The organism is Acidovorax sp. GW823-FHT02H02 (assembly GCF_058797075.1).
Genome location: NZ_JBXAJH010000020.1, coordinates 74,258 through 91,429, shown reverse-complemented (window position 1 = coordinate 91,429; position 17,172 = coordinate 74,258). Strand labels below are relative to the sequence as shown.

General features: G+C 65.3%; 13 protein-coding genes and 1 pseudogene. 2 read left to right on the top strand and 12 right to left on the bottom strand.

Going from position 1 to position 17,172, the window contains the following annotated elements:
- Window positions 1-117 precede the first annotated feature (117 nt).
- The 7 genes and pseudogenes from gshB to AC1RDS_RS18630 form a co-directional block, all read right to left on the bottom strand.
- Window positions 118-1,071, bottom strand: coding sequence for a glutathione synthase (gene gshB / locus AC1RDS_RS18660; RefSeq protein WP_092701154.1), 954 nt, complete (start codon window positions 1,069-1,071; stop codon window positions 118-120).
- Between the two features lie 94 nt (window positions 1,072-1,165).
- Window positions 1,166-2,353, bottom strand: coding sequence for a benzoate/H(+) symporter BenE family transporter (locus tag AC1RDS_RS18655; protein ID WP_092701151.1), 1,188 nt, complete (start codon window positions 2,351-2,353; stop codon window positions 1,166-1,168).
- A 99-nt stretch (window positions 2,354-2,452) separates the two neighbouring features.
- The gene (locus AC1RDS_RS18650) at window positions 2,453-4,321 is read right to left on the bottom strand and encodes a potassium transporter Kup (protein ID WP_092701147.1); all 1,869 of its coding nucleotides are present in this window, start codon (window positions 4,319-4,321) and stop codon (window positions 2,453-2,455) included.
- Window positions 4,322-4,477: 156 nt separating this feature from the next.
- Window positions 4,478-5,773, bottom strand: coding sequence for a glutamate--cysteine ligase (gene gshA, locus AC1RDS_RS18645; protein WP_287879012.1), 1,296 nt, complete (start codon window positions 5,771-5,773; stop codon window positions 4,478-4,480).
- A gap of 91 nt (window positions 5,774-5,864) precedes the next feature.
- Window positions 5,865-7,331 (bottom strand): TrkH family potassium uptake protein, encoded by a 1,467-nt coding sequence (locus tag AC1RDS_RS18640; RefSeq protein ID WP_348682867.1) that lies wholly within the window; start codon window positions 7,329-7,331, stop codon window positions 5,865-5,867.
- Between the two features lie 25 nt (window positions 7,332-7,356).
- Window positions 7,357-8,713 (bottom strand): annotated as a pseudogene (gene trkA / locus AC1RDS_RS18635) (Trk system potassium transporter TrkA).
- A gap of 60 nt (window positions 8,714-8,773) precedes the next feature.
- Window positions 8,774-10,054, bottom strand: a complete 1,281-nt coding sequence (locus AC1RDS_RS18630) for a glutamate-5-semialdehyde dehydrogenase (protein ID WP_348682868.1) — start codon at window positions 10,052-10,054, stop codon at window positions 8,774-8,776.
- A gap of 81 nt (window positions 10,055-10,135) precedes the next feature.
- Between AC1RDS_RS18630 and AC1RDS_RS18625 the strand changes: the two genes are divergently transcribed.
- The gene (locus tag AC1RDS_RS18625) at window positions 10,136-10,414 is read left to right on the top strand and encodes a hypothetical protein (protein WP_287879017.1); all 279 of its coding nucleotides are present in this window, start codon (window positions 10,136-10,138) and stop codon (window positions 10,412-10,414) included.
- A gap of 84 nt (window positions 10,415-10,498) precedes the next feature.
- On the opposite strand, the gene holA is transcribed toward AC1RDS_RS18625, so the two are convergent.
- Complete coding sequence (gene holA / locus AC1RDS_RS18620) at window positions 10,499-11,554, bottom strand: DNA polymerase III subunit delta (RefSeq protein WP_287879019.1); 1,056 nt, start codon at window positions 11,552-11,554, stop codon at window positions 10,499-10,501.
- Between the two features lie 190 nt (window positions 11,555-11,744).
- Between holA and rocF the strand changes: the two genes are divergently transcribed.
- Window positions 11,745-12,713 (top strand): arginase, encoded by a 969-nt coding sequence (rocF, locus tag AC1RDS_RS18615; protein ID WP_287879021.1) that lies wholly within the window; start codon window positions 11,745-11,747, stop codon window positions 12,711-12,713.
- A 7-nt stretch (window positions 12,714-12,720) separates the two neighbouring features.
- Here rocF and AC1RDS_RS18610 read toward each other — a convergent pair whose 3' ends face one another.
- From AC1RDS_RS18610 to AC1RDS_RS18595, 4 genes are all read right to left on the bottom strand, one after another.
- Complete coding sequence (locus tag AC1RDS_RS18610) at window positions 12,721-13,218, bottom strand: LPS-assembly lipoprotein LptE (protein WP_026435449.1); 498 nt, start codon at window positions 13,216-13,218, stop codon at window positions 12,721-12,723.
- Between the two features lie 5 nt (window positions 13,219-13,223).
- Entirely contained in the window at window positions 13,224-15,917 is a 2,694-nt protein-coding gene (gene leuS / locus AC1RDS_RS18605) for a leucine--tRNA ligase (protein WP_348682871.1), read from the bottom strand.
- Window positions 15,918-16,011: 94 nt separating this feature from the next.
- Window positions 16,012-16,437, bottom strand: a complete 426-nt coding sequence (locus tag AC1RDS_RS18600; RefSeq protein ID WP_026435451.1) for an ExbD/TolR family protein — start codon at window positions 16,435-16,437, stop codon at window positions 16,012-16,014.
- The gene (locus AC1RDS_RS18595; protein WP_051248722.1) at window positions 16,434-17,156 is read right to left on the bottom strand and encodes a MotA/TolQ/ExbB proton channel family protein; all 723 of its coding nucleotides are present in this window, start codon (window positions 17,154-17,156) and stop codon (window positions 16,434-16,436) included. Before AC1RDS_RS18595 ends, AC1RDS_RS18600 begins: the two co-directional genes overlap by 4 nt.
- Between the last annotated feature and the right edge of the window lie 16 nt (window positions 17,157-17,172).

The window sequence follows — 17,172 nt, the reverse complement described above, 5'->3', positions numbered from 1 at the left end:
CCAAAACCATCTTCTTTTTTCCTCCGCATCCAGCACCCTCACGAAGAGGGCTCACGGCAGCGAAGCCGTAGACTATAACACGGGAAAGTCAGAAAAACCCAACCTCACCCGCCGTCTTCAGCCGTGCGCGGCAACAGCCGCCTCCAGCGCATCCACGAACAGATGCGCGACGTCGCAACCCGTCTGTTCCTGGATCTCCTGGAAGCACGTCGGGCTCGTCACGTTGATTTCGGTGACGCACTCTCCGATGACATCCACGCCTGCCAGCAGCAAGCCCCGGCTCTGCAAGACAGGGCCCAGCGCTTCAGCAATCTCCCAGTCCCGCGCAGACAGTGGCCTTGCCACGCCCTTGCCGCCCGCCGCCAGATTGCCCCGGACTTCGCTGCCCTGCGGGATGCGTGCAAGGCAGAAAGGCACCGGCCTGCCCCCGATGATGAGGACACGCTTGTCACCGTCCACGATCTGCGGAAGAAATTTCTGCACCATCACGCTTTGCGCTCCGTGGCGGTTGAGTGTTTCCGTGATGCTGCCTAGATTCAGTCCGTCCGGACCGACCCGAAAAATGCCCATGCCTCCCATGCCATCGAGTGGCTTGAGGATGATGTCCTGGTGTTCTGCATGGAACTGCTGGATGTCTTGCGCATCACGGGTCACCAGCGTGGGGCCGATGAACTGGGGAAACTCCATGATCGCCAGTTTTTCCGGGTGATCGCGCAGTGCACGCGGTTTATTAAATACCCGTGCGCCCTCCCTCTCGGCCTGTTCAAGCAAGTGGGTGGCATAAAAATATTCACTATCGAAGGGCGGATCCTTGCGCATGAGCACCGCATCGAACGCCGTGAGGGCCGAACTGCGCAGTGGCTGCGCCTGGAACCAATCGGTCGCATCGCCCGTGAGAACAATGTCGCGCACCCGTGCAGTCACCTGGCTGCCACGCTGCCACACCAGATCCTGTGGCAGACATGCCGCCAGCTGGTGTCCACGCCGCTGCGCCTCGCGCATCATGGCAAAGGTGGTGTCCTTGTAGATCTTGAAACCTTCGAGCGGATCAGCGATGAAAAGGAGTTTCATGGTTTTTCAGGAAAAAGGATCGTGCGTTAAGTATCGACAGTGTGGACAGGCGGCCGCCCCCATGGCATTGCCGCATTCACTGCATCCGACCTGGTCAGACGCTCTCGGCTTGGGAACGCCTGTACTGTTGCACAAATAGCGCCAGGCTGCCGGCGGCCACGCCCCAGAACGCAGACCCCACCCCTGCCACCACCACGCCGCTGAGAGTGACCAGGAAGGTGATCAGTGCCGCCTCGCGATGAGACTCGCCCTGCAGCGCGGCAGCCAAGCCGTTACCGATCGTGCCCAGCAAAGCCAGGCCGGCGATGGCCACCACCAGCTCCTTGGGAAACGCGGTCAACAGGCCCGTGACGACCGCGCCGAAGATGCCGATCACCACATACAGCAAGCCGCAGGACACCGCAGCCGTGTAGCGTTTGGTGTGGTCCGGGTGGGCCTCGGGGCCCATGCAGATGGCGGCGGTGATGGCGCTGAAATTCAGCGCATAGCCACCAAAGGGCGCCAGCACCAGGGTCGCGAGCCCCGTCATGGTGATGAGGCGCGACACCGGCAGGTCATACCCCGTGGCGCGGATCACCGCCACGCCCGACAGGTTTTGCGAGGCCATGGTCACGACAAACAGGGGCAGGGCCAGGCTGATGGCCGCAGACCAGGTGAACTGCGGCGCCGTGAAAACGGGCATGGCCAATTCCAGGCGAATGGCCGACCAGGACATCTCGCCGCGCAGCGCAACAAAACCGATGGCCAGCGCCAGCGTGATGACCACGGCATAGCGTGGCAGCAGCCGGCGCACCACCAGATACGTCCCCAGCATCAGCAATACCAGGGGCAGGGCCGTCTGCGCCGCAGCAAAGGCCTGCATGCCAAAACGCGCGAGCACCCCCGCCAGCAACGCTGCGGCAATCTCCATGGGAATGCGGCTCATGGCGCGCTCGAACCAGCGCGTAACACCCGCCAGCGTGATCAGGACGGCACACACCATGAAGGCGCCCACCGCCTCGGCCATGCTGAAGCCTCCAGCCAGTCCGGCGGTGGCCAGCACGGCAGCGCCTGGCGTGGACCAGGCCACCATCACCGGCTTGCGCAGCAAGAGCGAGGGCACTAGCGAGCACAGGCCCATGCCCAGCCCCAGCGCCCACATCCACGAAGTGATTTGCGCGGGTGTGGCCTGAAACGCCTGGGCCGCCTGGAAAACAATGGCCACGGAACTCGTGAACCCCACCAGCACCGCCACAAAGCCGGCGGTGAAGGCAGACAGGCTCAGGTCTTTGAAAAATTGCATGGGTGCATTCTGGCATCGCCATGCACCAATACGCTACATATTCAATAGCATATTGCGCCTACCAAACAGGCACCACAAGCCAAAATCCTGTCAATCTGGCTAGATCTCGATCTTGGAGCCCAGCTCGACCACTGCGTTGTTGGGCAAATGCAGGAAGTCGGCGGCGCCACTGGCGTTGTGGTGCATCTGGGCAAACAGCTTCTCGCGCCAAGGCGCCATGCCGCTGCCGATGGTGGGAATGATGGTGTCGCGCGAGAGAAAGTAGCTGGTGGTCATGGCCTCCAGCTCACAGCCCCGGCCCCGCAACTGGTGCAGGGCGCTGGGGATGTCGGGATCGTTCTTGAAGCCGTAATGCACCACCACCTGCCAGCAATCGTGCCCCAGGGGCTCCACCTGCAGGCGCTTGTCCAGCCCGATCCAAGGCACTTCGTGGTTGCGCACGGTGACGAACAGATTCTGGCCATGCAGCACCTTGTTGTGCTTGAGGTTGTGCAGCATGGCATTGGGCACGGCCCCCGGTTCTGCCGTGAGGAACACCGCCGTACCGTCCACGCGGGTGGGTGGGTTCAGGAACACCGACTCCAGGAAAGCCTTGAGGTCGATGGCATCGGCGCGCAGCTTGTCGTTGAGCAGGCGGCGCCCCTCCTTCCAGGTCATCATCAGCACGAACACGCCGCCGCCGATCATCAGCGGGAACCACCCGCCCTGGAACAGCTTGAGCAGATTGGACGCGAAGAAGGCCAGGTCCACCACAAAAAAACAGCCCGTGGCCGCAATGCACAGCGCCAGCGGATAGCCCCAGCCATAGCGGATGACAAAGAACGTCAAGGTGGTGGTAATCAACATGTCCAGCGTCACGGCGATGCCATAGGCCGCAGCCAGGTTGCTGGACGAGCGGAACATCACCACCGCCAGCACAATGGCCACGAAAAGCCCCCAGTTGACCAGAGGGATGTAGATCTGCCCCGTGTCCCGCACGCTGGTGTGCAGGATGTTCAGGCGCGGCAGATAGCCCAGCTGGATCACCTGCTTGGTGACACTGAAGGCGCCCGTGATGAGCGCCTGCGAAGCGATGACCGTGGCCAGCGTTGCCAAGATCACCAGCGGCACCAGGGCCCAGTCGGGCGCCATCATGAAAAACGGATTCTTCACCGCCTCGGGTTCGGCCAGCAGCAGCGCACCCTGGCCAAAATAATTGAGCGTGAGCGCCGGCATGGCCACGCCAAACCAGGCCAGGCGGATGGGCCGTTTGCCAAAATGCCCCAGGTCGGCATACAGCGCCTCGGCCCCGGTCACGCACAGCACCACGGCACCCAGAATGATGAAACTGATGCCCGGATGGGCCCACATGAACCCCAGCGCGTGGTGCGGGCTCATGGCCCAGAGGATTTCAGGGTGGGTGACGATGTGCGACACCCCCAGCACGGCCAGGGACAGGAACCACAGGAGCGTGATGGGACCGAAAAATTTTCCGATGCCACCCGTGCCCCGCTTTTGCACGGCAAACAGGCAAAACAGCACGATCAGCGTGAGCGGAATCACATACTGCTTGAAATGGGGCGACACCACCTCCAGCCCCTCCACCGCGGACAGCACCGAAATGGCCGGGGTGATGACGCCGTCGCCATAAAACAGCGAGGTGCCGAAGATGCCCACCGCCAGCAGCCCCTTGCGCAAGCGGGGCTTGTCTTTCACTGCCTGCGAGGCCAGCGCCAGCATGGCGATCAGCCCGCCCTCGCCGTTGTTGTCGGCACGCAGCACCAGCACTACGTACTTGAGGGAAACGATGACGGTCAGGGTCCAGAAGAAGATGGACAGAATGCCGTAGATGTTGTCCGGCGTGAACGGGACATGGCCCGAGCCGAAAACTTCCTTGACCGCGTACAGCACGCTGGTGCCGATATCGCCGTAGACAACACCGATGGCGCCCAGCGTGAGCGCTGCGAGCGATGATTTGGAACTTTGCACTGACACCCCCCGCGGCACTGGGCAAGACGGGGTTCCGTAACTTTTGGGAACGCTATTGTGCGCCCGCCATCGCCCTGGCGGGTCGGCCTCACGGGTTTTGTTGCAGCGCAACAACTGCGCACCGACCCCGGCGCCCCGGCAGGGCATGGCCCCGGATCAGTCGTAAATCTCGGCGTCCGGGTTGGTGGCTTCCAGCTCGTAGCTGGCAGCCAGCATGGCCAGGCGCGCCACCACGCCATACATGTAAAAGCGGTTGGGCGCACTCACACCCGGGCGCACACCGGGCTGGGGCATGTGCGTGCTGTGCTCGAACGCCAGCGGCACGAAACTCGCACCGGGGGCGTTGAGGTTTTCATCCACGCCGCGCTCCGCATGCATGCGATAAAAGCCGCCCACCACATAGCGATCCATCATGTAGACCACCGGCTCGGCGACGGCCTCGTGCACCCGCTCCTGCGTGAGCACCCCTTCCTGGATGATCACGTCGCTGACCGGCTGGCCGTCCTTGATGACGGCCATCTTGTTGCGGGTCTTGCGGTTCAGGTCGTCCAGCTCCTTGGCATCGCGCACGGTCATGATGCCCATGCCATAGGTGCCGTTGTTGGCCTTGACGATTACGAAGGGCTTTTCATGGATGCCGTATTCCTTGTACTTGCGCCGGACCTTGGCGAGCAGGGCATCCACCCCGCTTTGCAACCCGTCCATGCCCGTGCCTTCGGCAAAATCCACAGCTCCGCACTGGCTGAACAGCGGATTGATCAGCCAGGGGTCGATGCCGAGCATCTTGCCGAAGCGCTTGGCCACTTCTTCGTAGTTCTTGAAATGCGTGCTCTTCCTGCGCACGCTCCAGCCTGCATGCAGGGGTGGCAGCAGGTACTGCTCATGAATGTCCTCCAGAATGCCCGGCGCGCCGGCCGAAAGATCGTTGTTGAGCAAAATCGTGCAGGGGTCGAAATCCTTGAGGCCCAACCGCCCTTTGGTACGGATCACGGGCTCCAGCATCACCGAGTCGCCATTGGGCAGCTCGATCAGGGTGGATTTCTTGATCTCGGGGCTGATGGAGCCCACCCGCACATTCAGGCCCGCCATGTTGAAGATGCGCTGCAGCTGCACCACATTGGCCAGGTAAAACGTGTTGCGCGTGTGGTTCTCGGGAATGATCAGCAGGTTGCGCGCCTCGGGGCAGATCTTCTCGATGGCGGCCATGGCGGCCTGCACGGCCAGGGGCAGCATCTCCTTGGTGAGATTGTTCCAGCCGCCCGGGAACAGATTGGTGTCCACGGGCGCCAGCTTGAAGCCGGCATTGCGAATATCGACCGAGGTGTAGAACGGCGGCGTGTGCTCCATCCACTCCAGGCGAAACCAGCGCTCGATGGCCGGCATGGAGTCGAGGATGCGCTGTTCGAGTTCGTTGATCGGCCCCGTGAGGGCCGTGATGAGATGCGGAACCATAGATGCCCTCGGGAAGCGGTTGCGGTGAATTGTAGGAGTTGGGGCCGGGCCAGAGATTCGCAAGGCAGCGCGCTGGCCGGCCTCCGGCCGGTCAGCGCCGCCAGAACGCCGGTGTGAGCAAGGCCATGAAACTCAGTATCTCCAGCCGCCCCAGCAGCATGGCCAGGGTGCAGATCCATATCTGGAAATCGGTCAGCACGGCGTAGTTGGCGGCGGGGCCCACACTGCCCAGACCCGGCCCCGTGCAGTTGACGCTGGCCAGGACGGCCGAAAATGCGGTCACCAGGTCCAGATCGGTCAGCAGCAGCACCATGCTCAGGCCGAAAATGGTGGCGCCATACACCAGCATGAAGGCCAGCACCGAGAAGATCACCCGGTTGTCCACCACCGCGTCGCCCAGCCGCACGGGCTGCACGGCGCGCGGATGCACCAGCCGGTTCATTTCCCGGCGCGCCTGCTTGAGCAAGATCAGCACGCGCACCATCTTGATGCCGCAGCCCGTGGAGCCCGCACTGGTCGCCAGGCCCGACAGCAGCAGCATGAACACGGGCGCAAACACCGGCCAGCCCAGATAGTCCACCGTGGAATAGCCGGTGGTGGAAGCCAGGGACACCAGGTTGAACATGCCGTGGCGCAGCGCATCGAGCGGCGCATACACTCCCTTGACCCACAGCAACCCGGCCACCAGCAGCCCCCCGCCGACCAGCGTGAACAGGGTGGCGCGCAGCTCCGGGTCGCGCCAGAAGCCACCCCACTGCCCCTTGCGGATGGCCACGAAATACAGTGCGAAATTGCAGCTGGCCACCAGCATGAAGAAGATGCAGATGGTCTCCAGCAGCGGCGACTGAAAATACCCGAAGCTCTGGTCATGGGAAGACAGCCCGCCCAGGCTCACCGTGGAGAACATGTGCATCAGCGCATCCAGCGGTGCCATGCCCGCCCCCCAGTAGGCCAGGCCACACAGGGCGGAGAAAAGGGCGTACACGCCCCACAGCCCTTTGGCGGTGCCGGTCATGCGCGGCGTGAGCTTGGTGTCCTTGAGCGGCCCGGCCGCCTCGGCCTTGAACAGCTGGCTGCCGCCCACCCCCAGCAGTGGCAGCACCGCCACCGCCAGGATCAAAATGCCCATGCCGCCCATCCACTGCAAAAAGGTGCGCCACACGTTCACCGACACGGGCAGGGTGTCCAGGCCCGTCAGCACCGTGGCGCCCGTGGTGGTCAGGCCGGAAACGGCTTCAAAGTACGCGTGCGTGAACGACATCGGCCGCCCTGCGTGGTGCCCTGCCAGCATCAGCGGCACGGCAGCCGCCAGTGGCAGCAGCATCCACACCAGCGAGACCAGCATCACGCCATGGCGTGGCTGCAGCTCCTGCCGGAACAGGCGCAGGCGCCACCACAGCCATGCGCCCGCCAGCATCGTGGCGCCCATGGCCAGCGGGTACACATGCCACACCCCGTCCTGGGTCCACAGCGAAACCGCCAGCGGCAGCCCCATGGACAGCGAAAAGATCATGACCAGGATGCCCAGCACACGCAGGACGGGAAACATGTCCACCATGGTGTTCTCGCGGACCTGTTCCGGTTCAGAAGAAAGTGGCGCTCACGCGAAAGAGCTTTTCCACGTCGCGCACCAGCCGCTTGTGCGGCAGGAAGAACACCACATGGTCATTGCTCTCGATCACCGTGGCACTGCGTGGGATGATCACCTGCGGCTCGGGCGGCGCATCGGGCGCCCCCTCGGGTGCATCGTGCGCATCGGACAGGCCGCGCACGATCAGGCCGATGTGCACGTCGCGCGGCAGGGCCAGCTCGCTGACCTTGCGGCCCACCACCCGCGAGGTCTTGCGGTCGCCACGGGCCACGATCTCCAGCGCCTCGGCCACGCCCCGGCGCAAGCTGTGCACGGCCTGCACATCGCCCTGGCGCACATAGGCCAGCAGCTCGCCCAGCATGGCCTGCGCGGGCGACAGGGCAATGTCGATCTGCGTGCCGTGCATCAGGTCGGCATAGCTGCGGCGGTTGATCAGCGCCAGCACGCGGCGCGCGCCCATGCGCTTGGCCAGCAGGCAGGACATGATGTTGTCCTCGTCGTCGTCGGTCAGGGCCAGAAAGAGATCGATCTCGTCGATGCTCTCGTCACCGAGCAGGTTTTCATCGGTGGTATCGCCCTGCAGCACCAGGGTGTCGGACGGCAGACGCGAGGCCAGCTCGATGCAGCGCGCACTGTCGTCCTCGATGATCTTCACCAGATAGCGCCCCGGCTCCCTGCCCAGCTCCAGCGCCAGGTGCAGGCCCACACGGCCGCCGCCGGCGATCATGATGCGCCGCACGGGCCGCACCGGCGTGGCGTCCCGGCGGTGCAAGGTGGCCAGCACATGGGCGATGTGCTCGCGCGCGGCCAGCACAAAAACCTCGTCGCCGGGCTCGATGCGGGTTTCCCCGGCGCAGGCCACGAAGCGGTCGGGCTCTTCCGGAAAGCGGCGATAGATGGCCACCAGGCGCACCGCCACCTCGGGGGTGCTGCTGCGCATCTCGGCCACGGTGTGGCCCACCATGGGTGCGCCGGCCCGCGTCCGCACCGACACCAGGCAGGCCCGCCCGCCAGCGAACTCGCGCACCTGCATGGCTTCGGGGTATTCGATGAGCTTGCCGATGTAGCGGGTGAGGGATTCCTCGGGGCAGATGATGCGGTCCACCGCAAAGCCTTCGGTGGACACCAGGCGCTCATCCCGCTGGAACCCGGTGGAGCGCACGCGCGCAATGCGCTTGGGGATGTTGAACACCAGCTGCGCCACCTTGCAGCACACCAAGTTGGTCTCGTCCTGGGCGGCGCAGACGCTCGGCGTCGGTGTCGATGACGGTGATGTCGTTGCGCTCGGACACCAGGTTGTCGGCCACGCTCTGGCCTACGCGGCCGGCTCCGAGGATGATGATTTTCATCTGGTATTGGCTTTCAGCGCAATACTGGCAACCCCAACCAGCTATGAAATAAGCAGCAAATCAGACCCGCACCTCGCCATCGCCCAGCACCACGTACTTGAGCGAGGTGAGGCCTTCCAGCCCCACCGGCCCGCGCGCGTGGAACTTGTCGGTGCTGATGCCGATTTCGGCCCCCAGGCCAAACTCGAAGCCATCGGCAAAGCGCGTGCTGGCATTCACCATCACGCTGGCCGAATCCACCTCGCGCAAGAAGCGCTGGGCGTGCATGTGGTTGGTGGTCAGGATGGCGTCGGTGTGGTGGCTCGAATAGCGGTTGATGTGGGCGATGGCTTCGTCCACGCCCGCCACCACCTTCACGCTGATGATGGGCGCCAGATACTCCTCGCTCCAGTCCTGCTCGGTGGCAGGCACCAGCTGGGCACCAGGTACCGGCTGCAGGATGGCCAGCGCCTCGGGGCAGCCGCGCATCTCCACGCCCTTGGCGGCATACACGGCGCCGATCTGCGGCAGAAACTCCGCCGCCACGCCGCGCGCCACCAGCAGGCCTTCGCTGGCGTTGCAGGGGCTGTACTTGTTGGTCTTGGCGTTGTCGGCGACCTTCACGGCCATGGCGATGTCGCAGGGGTCATCCACATAGGTGTGGCAGTTGCCGTCCAAGTGCTTGATGACCGGCACCTTGGCATCGCGGCTGATGCGCTCGATCAGGCCCTTGCCGCCGCGCGGGATGATCACGTCCACAAACTGCGGCATGGCAATGAGCTGGCCCACGGCTTCGCGGTCGGTGGTCTGCACCAGCTGCACCGCGTCCTGCGGCAGGCCGGCTTCGGCCAGGGCCTGCTGCACCAGTCTGGCCAATGCCTTGTTCGACTCGATCGCCTCGGAGCCGCCGCGCAGGATGCAGGCGTTGCCGCTCTTGATGCTGAGGCTGGCCGCCTCGATGGTCACGTTGGGGCGGCTCTCGTAGATCATGCCGAACACGCCGATCGGCACGCGCATCTGGCCCACGCGGATGCCGCTGGGCTGCTGCTTCATGCCGATGATTTCGCCAATGATGTCGGGCATGGCGGCCAGCTGCTCGCAGCCCTGGGCGCAGGTCTCCAGCACCTTGGGGCTGAGCTGGAGGCGGTCCACCATCGGCTCGGCCAGGCCGGCGGCGCGGGCGCGCTCCAGGTCGACGGCATTGTCGGTCTGCAAGGCGGCTGTGTTTTCGCGCAGCAGGCGGGCCAGGGCCTTGAGCGCCTTGTTCTTGATAGCTGCCGGCGCTTTGGCCATGAGCGCAGAGGCCGCTTTTGCCTGCAAACCGAGGGTGTGGGTGTATTCGGTGACGTTGAGGGCGTTCATGTCAGGATTTTGCCGCAGATACCCCGCAGCCTGCCCGCCGCACAGCGGTTACCCTTGCCCCTTCACTTTGCAGCGGCTCCGATGACACGCTCCTACCTGCTCCAACCCGTGCAAGAAGCACTCCAGGCCTTCACCGCGGGTGCACTGCCCGCGTCCAGCCTCAGCCATACCGCCCGCGAACAGGCCGAACTGCTCGCCGCCCTGCCGCCGCGCTACGCCGAGGTGCTGCACGGCCTGCTGGACCGGCTGGAATCGAGTGCGCTGTTCTCTGAAGAGAGCTGCTCGTTCAGCCAGCAGGATCTGATCGCCAGCCTGCAGATGTGGATAGACAAGGCGCGTGGCCTGCTGGAATCCATCTGAACCGATACTATTTTTCTGATAGCTATCAGCGCTTGATGGATAAGATCCAGCGCCAAAAAACAATGAAAACCTGGCGGTGAAACCTCACCGCGCCGCTTGCGTCAGCCGGCACAGCTGGAACGCCAGCCGCTGCAGCGCCTGCCAACCGTCCTGCGGCCAGTCGGGCTGCTTGAGGCCTTTCACGATGCCGTCCACGGTGTGGGCCGACTGCAGCAGCCGCGCCAGGGCGGCGTCGCTGGCCTTGGGCAGGATGCGCTCGAACAAGCGCTCCTTGGGGCCCCAGATGCGGTTCTCGCGCAGGGCCATGGGCAGGGGGCGGCCCGCGTTCATGGCATCCTTGACGCGTTTCAGGGCGCGGATGTCTTCGGCCAGCGCCCAGTGCACCAGCACCTCGGCCTCACCCTCGGCCTGCAGGCCATCGAGCATGCGTTGCACGCGGCCCGTCTGCCCGGCCAGCACCGATTCGGACAGTTTGAACACGTCGTAGCGGGCCACGTTGAGCACGGCGGCCTCGACCTGGGCCTGCGTGAGCTCGCCCGGGGGGTGCAGCAGGGCCAGCTTCTGGATCTCCTGGTGCGCGGCCAGCAGGTTGCCTTCCACGCGGTCGGCAAAGAACTGCAGGGTGCGCTGGCCTTCTTCGCCCGCCACCACACGCTGGTTTTGCGCGGCCAGGCGCTGGGCAATCCACTGCGGGAGCTGGCCGCGTTCGATGGGGTCGATCTGGATGGAGACGCCGTTGCCCTCCAGCGCGGCAAACCAGGCACCAGTCTTGGTGGTTTTATCGAGGCGCGGCAGCATGACGATGGTGAGCGTGCTGTCGTTGCCCCGGGCCGATTCGGCCACCTGCTGCAGCGCCACGCTGCCTTCCTTGCCGGGCTTGCCCGAGGGGATGCGGATCTCGATGATCTGCTTGTCGGCAAACAGGCTCAGACTGCCGCCTGCGGCCAGCACCGCGCTCCAGTCGAAGTGGGCGCCGGCCACGGTGTAGCTGCTGCGCTCGGTATAGCCCTGGACCCTGGCGGCGGCCCGGATGGCGTCTGCCGCCTCCTGCTGCAGCAAGGGCTCGTCGCCATGCAGCACATAAAGCGGCGACAGGCCCCGTGGAAGATGGGAAGAGAGTTGGGCCAAGGCGACTTGCATGCGGCAAAGTTTATCGCCTTGCCACGCGGGGGCACTGCACCAATGGCCAGGCCGCCCCACCCGGTGTGCGAAGGTGGCAACGGACGGACCCGCTGTTTTGCTGTTCATGCGCGCCCAAAGCCCCGAGAATCCCCCCCGGGCGTCCGCGCCCGCCCCGACCTCTGCCGCCTTACCCGAAAGCACCAGCACCATGTCCCCCACCGCCCTGCGCAGCGCCCAGTCCATCAGCCTGATCGGCGCCCCCACCGACATTGGCGCGGGCGCGCGCGGCGCCTCCATGGGCCCCGAGGCCCTGCGCGTGGCCGGGCTGCAGGCGGCGCTGCAACGGCACGGGCTGCAGGTGCTGGACCGGGGCAACTTGAGCGGCCCGTCCAACCCCTGGCAGCCGCCCGTGGACGGCTACCGCCACCTGCCCGAGGTGGTGGACTGGAACCAGCGCGTGTGCGATGCCGTGTATGCCGAGCTGCAGCGGGGCCACCTGCCCATCCTGCTGGGCGGCGACCACTGCCTGGGCCTGGGCAGCATCAGCGCCGTGGCGCGCCATTGCGCCGAGGCGGGCAAGCAGCTGCGCGTACTGTGGCTCGATGCCCACGCCGACTTCAACACCAGCCAATTGACCCCCAGCGGCAATGTGCACGGCATGCCCGTGGCCTGCCTGTGCGGCTTTGGCCCGGCCGCGCTGACACAACTGGCGGGCATGCCCGGCGGCGGCCCGGCGCTGCGCCCCGACCAGATCCGCCAGATCGGCATCCGCAGCGTGGACGAAGGCGAAAAGCGCTTTGTGCACGAACAGGGTCTCGAAGTCTTCGACATGCGCCACATCGACGAGGTGGGCATGCGCCAGACCATGCAGCAGGCGCTGGCCGGACTAGATGCCCACACCCACCTGCATGTGAGTTTTGACGTGGACTTTCTCGACCCCGACATCGCGCCCGGCGTGGGTACCACGGTGCCCGGCGGCCCCACCTACCGCGAAGCGCAGCTGTGCATGGAGATGATTGCCGACAGCGGGTGCCTGGCCTCGCTGGACATCGTGGAGCTCAACCCCGCCCTCGATGTGCGCAACCGTACGGCCGCGCTGGCCGTGGACCTGGTGGAGTCGCTGTTTGGCAAGAGCACGCTGATGCGCGCGCCGTCGGCATCAGCGCCTGCGCCTTGAGCAGGCGTCAGCGCTTGGCCACCGCCAGCCGGCGCAGCAGTTGCTGCACGATATCGGTCTGCATGTTGCGGTACAGCAAGGCCTCTTCGGCCTCCTTGGCCAGGGCGATGGCTTCGTTGTAGCTGATCTCGCGCTGCTGCAGCAGCTCGGTGTTGGGGATCAGCTCTTCGCCGGCCGGCGTGCGCAGCTTGAAGCGCACGCGCAGGCGCAATTCCAGCTCGCGCACCTGGCCCGAGGCATTGAGGCCCACCACCACGCGCTCGCGCTGCTCCGACAGCAGGTCAAGCACGGCCTCGGCGGTCGGCAGGTCGGCAGGATCGCGCAGCACCTTCAGTGTGCTGCCCGAGCCCTGCAGCGTGCGCACCAGCTCCCGCGCCAGGGACGAGCCCTGCGGTGCCGCCACGTAGAGCGTTGCGAAGGAAAACTCGGGCACCCCCCGCAGGCGAAACCCGCAGGCGGCCAGCAGTGCCACGGGCGCGAGGGAGAGCAATGTGCGCTTGTGCATCACGGTCACACTACCACGTTCACGAGACGGCCGGGCACCACGATGACGCGCTTGGGTGCGGCGCCAGCCGCGTGCGCCACAAACGCCTCGCTGGCCAGCGCGATGCGCTCGATCTCGGCCTTGTCGGCCTGTGCCGGCACATGGACGGAGCCGCGCAGCTTGCCGTTGACCTGCAGCATCAGCTCGATCTCGTCCTGCACCAGCGCATCGGGATCGACCTGCGGCCAGGGCGCATCGAGCAGATCACCCAGAGACCCGGCGTAACCGAGCTGCGACCACAGGCTGTGCGCCACATGCGGCGTGGCCGGGTACAGGCAGCGCAGCAGGATACCGAAGCCTTCGACGAGCGCCACCTGGGCGCCGGCCGAGTCGGTGGCCTTGAAGTCTTCGAGCGCGTTGATCATCTTCATCGCGCCCGAGACCACGGTGTTGTACTGCATGCGCTGGTAGTCATAGTCCACCTGCTTGAGCACGGTGTGGATCTCCAGACGCAGGGCCTTGGCCTCCTTGCCGAATTCCACATCCTTGAGGGCTTTGGCGCCAGTCACGCCTGCGCCGGCAGCTTCCAGATCCATGGCAGACAGCTTCAGGCCGAAGTTCCACACGCGGCGCAAAAAGCGGTAGCTGCCCTCCACCGCCGCGTCGTTCCACTCCAGCGTGGCTTCGGGTGGAGCGGTGAACATGGTGTACAGGCGCGCGGTGTCGGCGCCGTACTTCTCGATCAGGTCCTGCGGGTCGACGCCGTTGTTCTTGGACTTGGACATGGTGCCCACGCCCTCGTAATCGATGGGCGTGCCCACGGGCAGCAGGCCATCGCCGCTGGTGGCCTCGTTCTTGAGCCTGGCGCCGATGATCTTGCCGCCCTCGTCCAGCACATGCTCCACGTCGTGCGGCCAGAAGTAGTCCTTGCCGCCCTTGGCGGTGCGGCGGCTGTAGATGTGGTTGAGCACCATGCCTTGCGTGAGCAGCTTGGTGAAGGGCTCATCGACCTTGACCAGCCCCAGGTCACGCATGACCTTGGTCCAGAAGCGCGCATACAGCAGGTGCAGGATGGCGTGCTCGATGCCGCCGATGTACTGGTCCATGGGCATCCAGTAATCGGCACCTTCCGCAACCATTTTTTCAGCGTTCTTCGGATCGCAATAGCGCATGAAGTACCACGAGCTGTCCACGAAGGTGTCCATGGTGTCGGTCTCGCGGCGCGCGGCCTTGCCGCAGACCGGGCACACGACACCGGCGTGAAAACCCTCATGCTTGTGCAGCGGGTTGCCCGAGCCGTCAGGCACGCAGTCGGTGGGCAGCACCACCGGCAGATCTTTCTCGGGCACGGGCACGGCGCCGTGCTCGTCGCAATGAATGATGGGGATCGGTGTGCCCCAGTAGCGCTGGCGGCTCACGCCCCAGTCGCGCAGGCGCCAGGTGGTCTTGGTCTCGCCCAGGCCCTTGGCCTGCAGGGCATGGGCCACGGCGGCCACGGCGTCCTTGTAGGAAAGGCCGCTGAAGCTGTCGGAGTTGATGGTGACGCCGCGCTGCTTGTCGCCGTACCAGTCGTTCCACTGGTGGTAATCAAAGTGCTCGCCATCGACCAGCACCACCTGCTTGATCTCGATGCCGTACTTGAGGGCAAAGGCAAAGTCGCGCTCGTCGTGCGCGGGCACGCCCATCACGGCGCCGTCGCCATAGCCCATGAGCACATAGTTGCCGACCCAGACTTCGACCTTTTCCTCGGTCAGCGGATGCGTGACAAACAGGCCCGTGGGCATGCCCTTCTTTTCCTGCGTGGCCAGCTCGGCCTCGGTGGTGCCGCCGCTCTTGCATTCTTCAATGAAGGTCGCCAGCTGGGGGTTCGCCCTGGCGGCGTGGGCGGCCAGCGGGTGCTCGGGCGCCACGGCGCAAAACGTCACACCCATGATGGTGTCGGCACGCGTGGTGAACACGTACATCCTGCCGCCGCCGATCAGCGCGCCATCGTCGCCTGCAATGTCGTGCGGGAAGGCAAAGCGCACGCCTTCGCTCTTGCCGATCCAGTTCTCCTGCATCAGCTTCACACGCTCGGGCCAGCCGGGCAGCTTGTCACCGGTCACGAAGTCGAGCAGTTCCTCGGCGTAGTCGGTGATCTTGAGGTAGTAGCCGGGGATCTCGCGTTTTTCCACCGTGGCGCCGGTGCGCCAGCCCTTGCCGTCGATCACCTGTTCGTTGGCCAGCACGGTCTGGTCCACCGGGTCCCAGTTCACGACCTGGGTCTTGCGGTAGGCAATGCCCTTTTCGAGCATCTTCAAAAACAGCCACTGGTTCCAGCGGTAGTACTCGGGGTCGCAGGTGGCGACTTCGCGGCTCCAGTCGATGGCCAGGCCCATAGCCTGCATTTGCTTCTTCATGTAGGCGATGTTCTCGTACGTCCACTTGGCGGGCGGTACGCCGTTCTTCAGCGCCGCGTTCTCGGCCGGCAGGCCGAACGCGTCCCAGCCCATGGGCATCAGCACGTTGTGGCCGTTCATGCGCAGGTAGCGCGTGAGCATGTCGTTGATGGTGTAGTTGCGCACATGGCCCATGTGCAGCTTGCCGCTGGGATAGGGCAGCATCGAGCAGGCGTAGAACTTCTTCTTGTTCGCGTCTTCCGTCACGCGGTAGGCGTCGGTGGCGGTCCAGTGGTCGTGCGCCGCGCGCTCGACGTCTTGGGGAGAGTATTTTTCTTGCATGGAGGCTCTGCTGGGTGAGAGGGAGGCAGCCGCTGGGCGGCTTTGGCAGATTTTAGGCGGTGACGGGCGCGGCGCCGGGCCTTGCACTGGTGGCTCAGGGTGCTGCTGCGGGCTGCTCGGCGACAAAACCGATGCGCTGCAGCCCCGCGCTGTGGGCTGCACCCATGACTTCGACCACGCGGCCATAGGGCACGGCCGCATCGGCACGCAACTGCACCTCGGTGTCGGGCCGGGCGGCACCAATGCGCTGCAGCCGCTCGGCCAGGGCGGCCTGCGACAAGGGCTGGTCGTCCAGATAGGCCTGACCGCTGCGGTCCACCACCAGGGTCACGAATTGGGGCGCGTCGCCGGGCGTGGCCCCTTGCGCGCGGGGCAGGTCGAGGCGGATGGCACTGGCCAGCAAGGGCGCCGTGAGGATGAAGATCACCACCAGCACCAGCATCACGTCCACCAGGGGCGTCATGTTGATGTCGCTCATGGGCTGGGGCCCGGGGGTGCGCTCCAGCCGGCCGAAACTCATGCCCCCACGCTCCCCGCTGCGCCTGGTTCGCTGCCCCCCAAGGCGCTACCTTGAACAGGGGCCGTGTCGGCCAGCAGCTCGCGCAGGTCGCGCGCAAAACCTTCCAGGTCGGCCTCGATGCGGCCAATGAAGCGGCCGAACACGTTGTAGGCCAGCACGGCTGGAATGGCCACCGCCAGGCCGGCAGCCGTCATCACCAGGGCCTCGCCCACGGGGCCGGCCACGCGATCAATGGTGATCTGCCCGGCACCTGCCATGGCGGAAAGCGCATGGTAGATGCCCCAGACCGTGCCCAGCAAGCCGACGAAGGGCGCCGTGGAGCCCACCGTGGCCAGCAGCACCTGTCCCCACTGCAATCGCCCCAGGGCACCATGCAGGGCATCGCGCAATACGCGGGTCAGCTGCTGCGACAGGCTCCCGGAGGTGGCCAGGGTGGCCTGTGCACCGGGATTCGACTGATTTGCTACTGAATTTGCAGCAACAACCAAAGGAAGAAAAAGCGCTTCACGGTCAAAGGACGGCAGACGCTGCGCCGCGATGTCCAGCGATGGCGCCTGCCAGAACGCCGCCGTGCAGCGCGCCACGTCGGCCGTGGCCCGGTGCATGAGGCGCATCTTCCAGAAGATCACCACCCAGCTGGCCACCGACATGGCCAGCAGCAGCAGGGCCGTGCCCTGCGTCACGGCATCCCCCTGGCGCCACCAGTGCAGTGCGTCCATACCGGCTCGCTGCGGG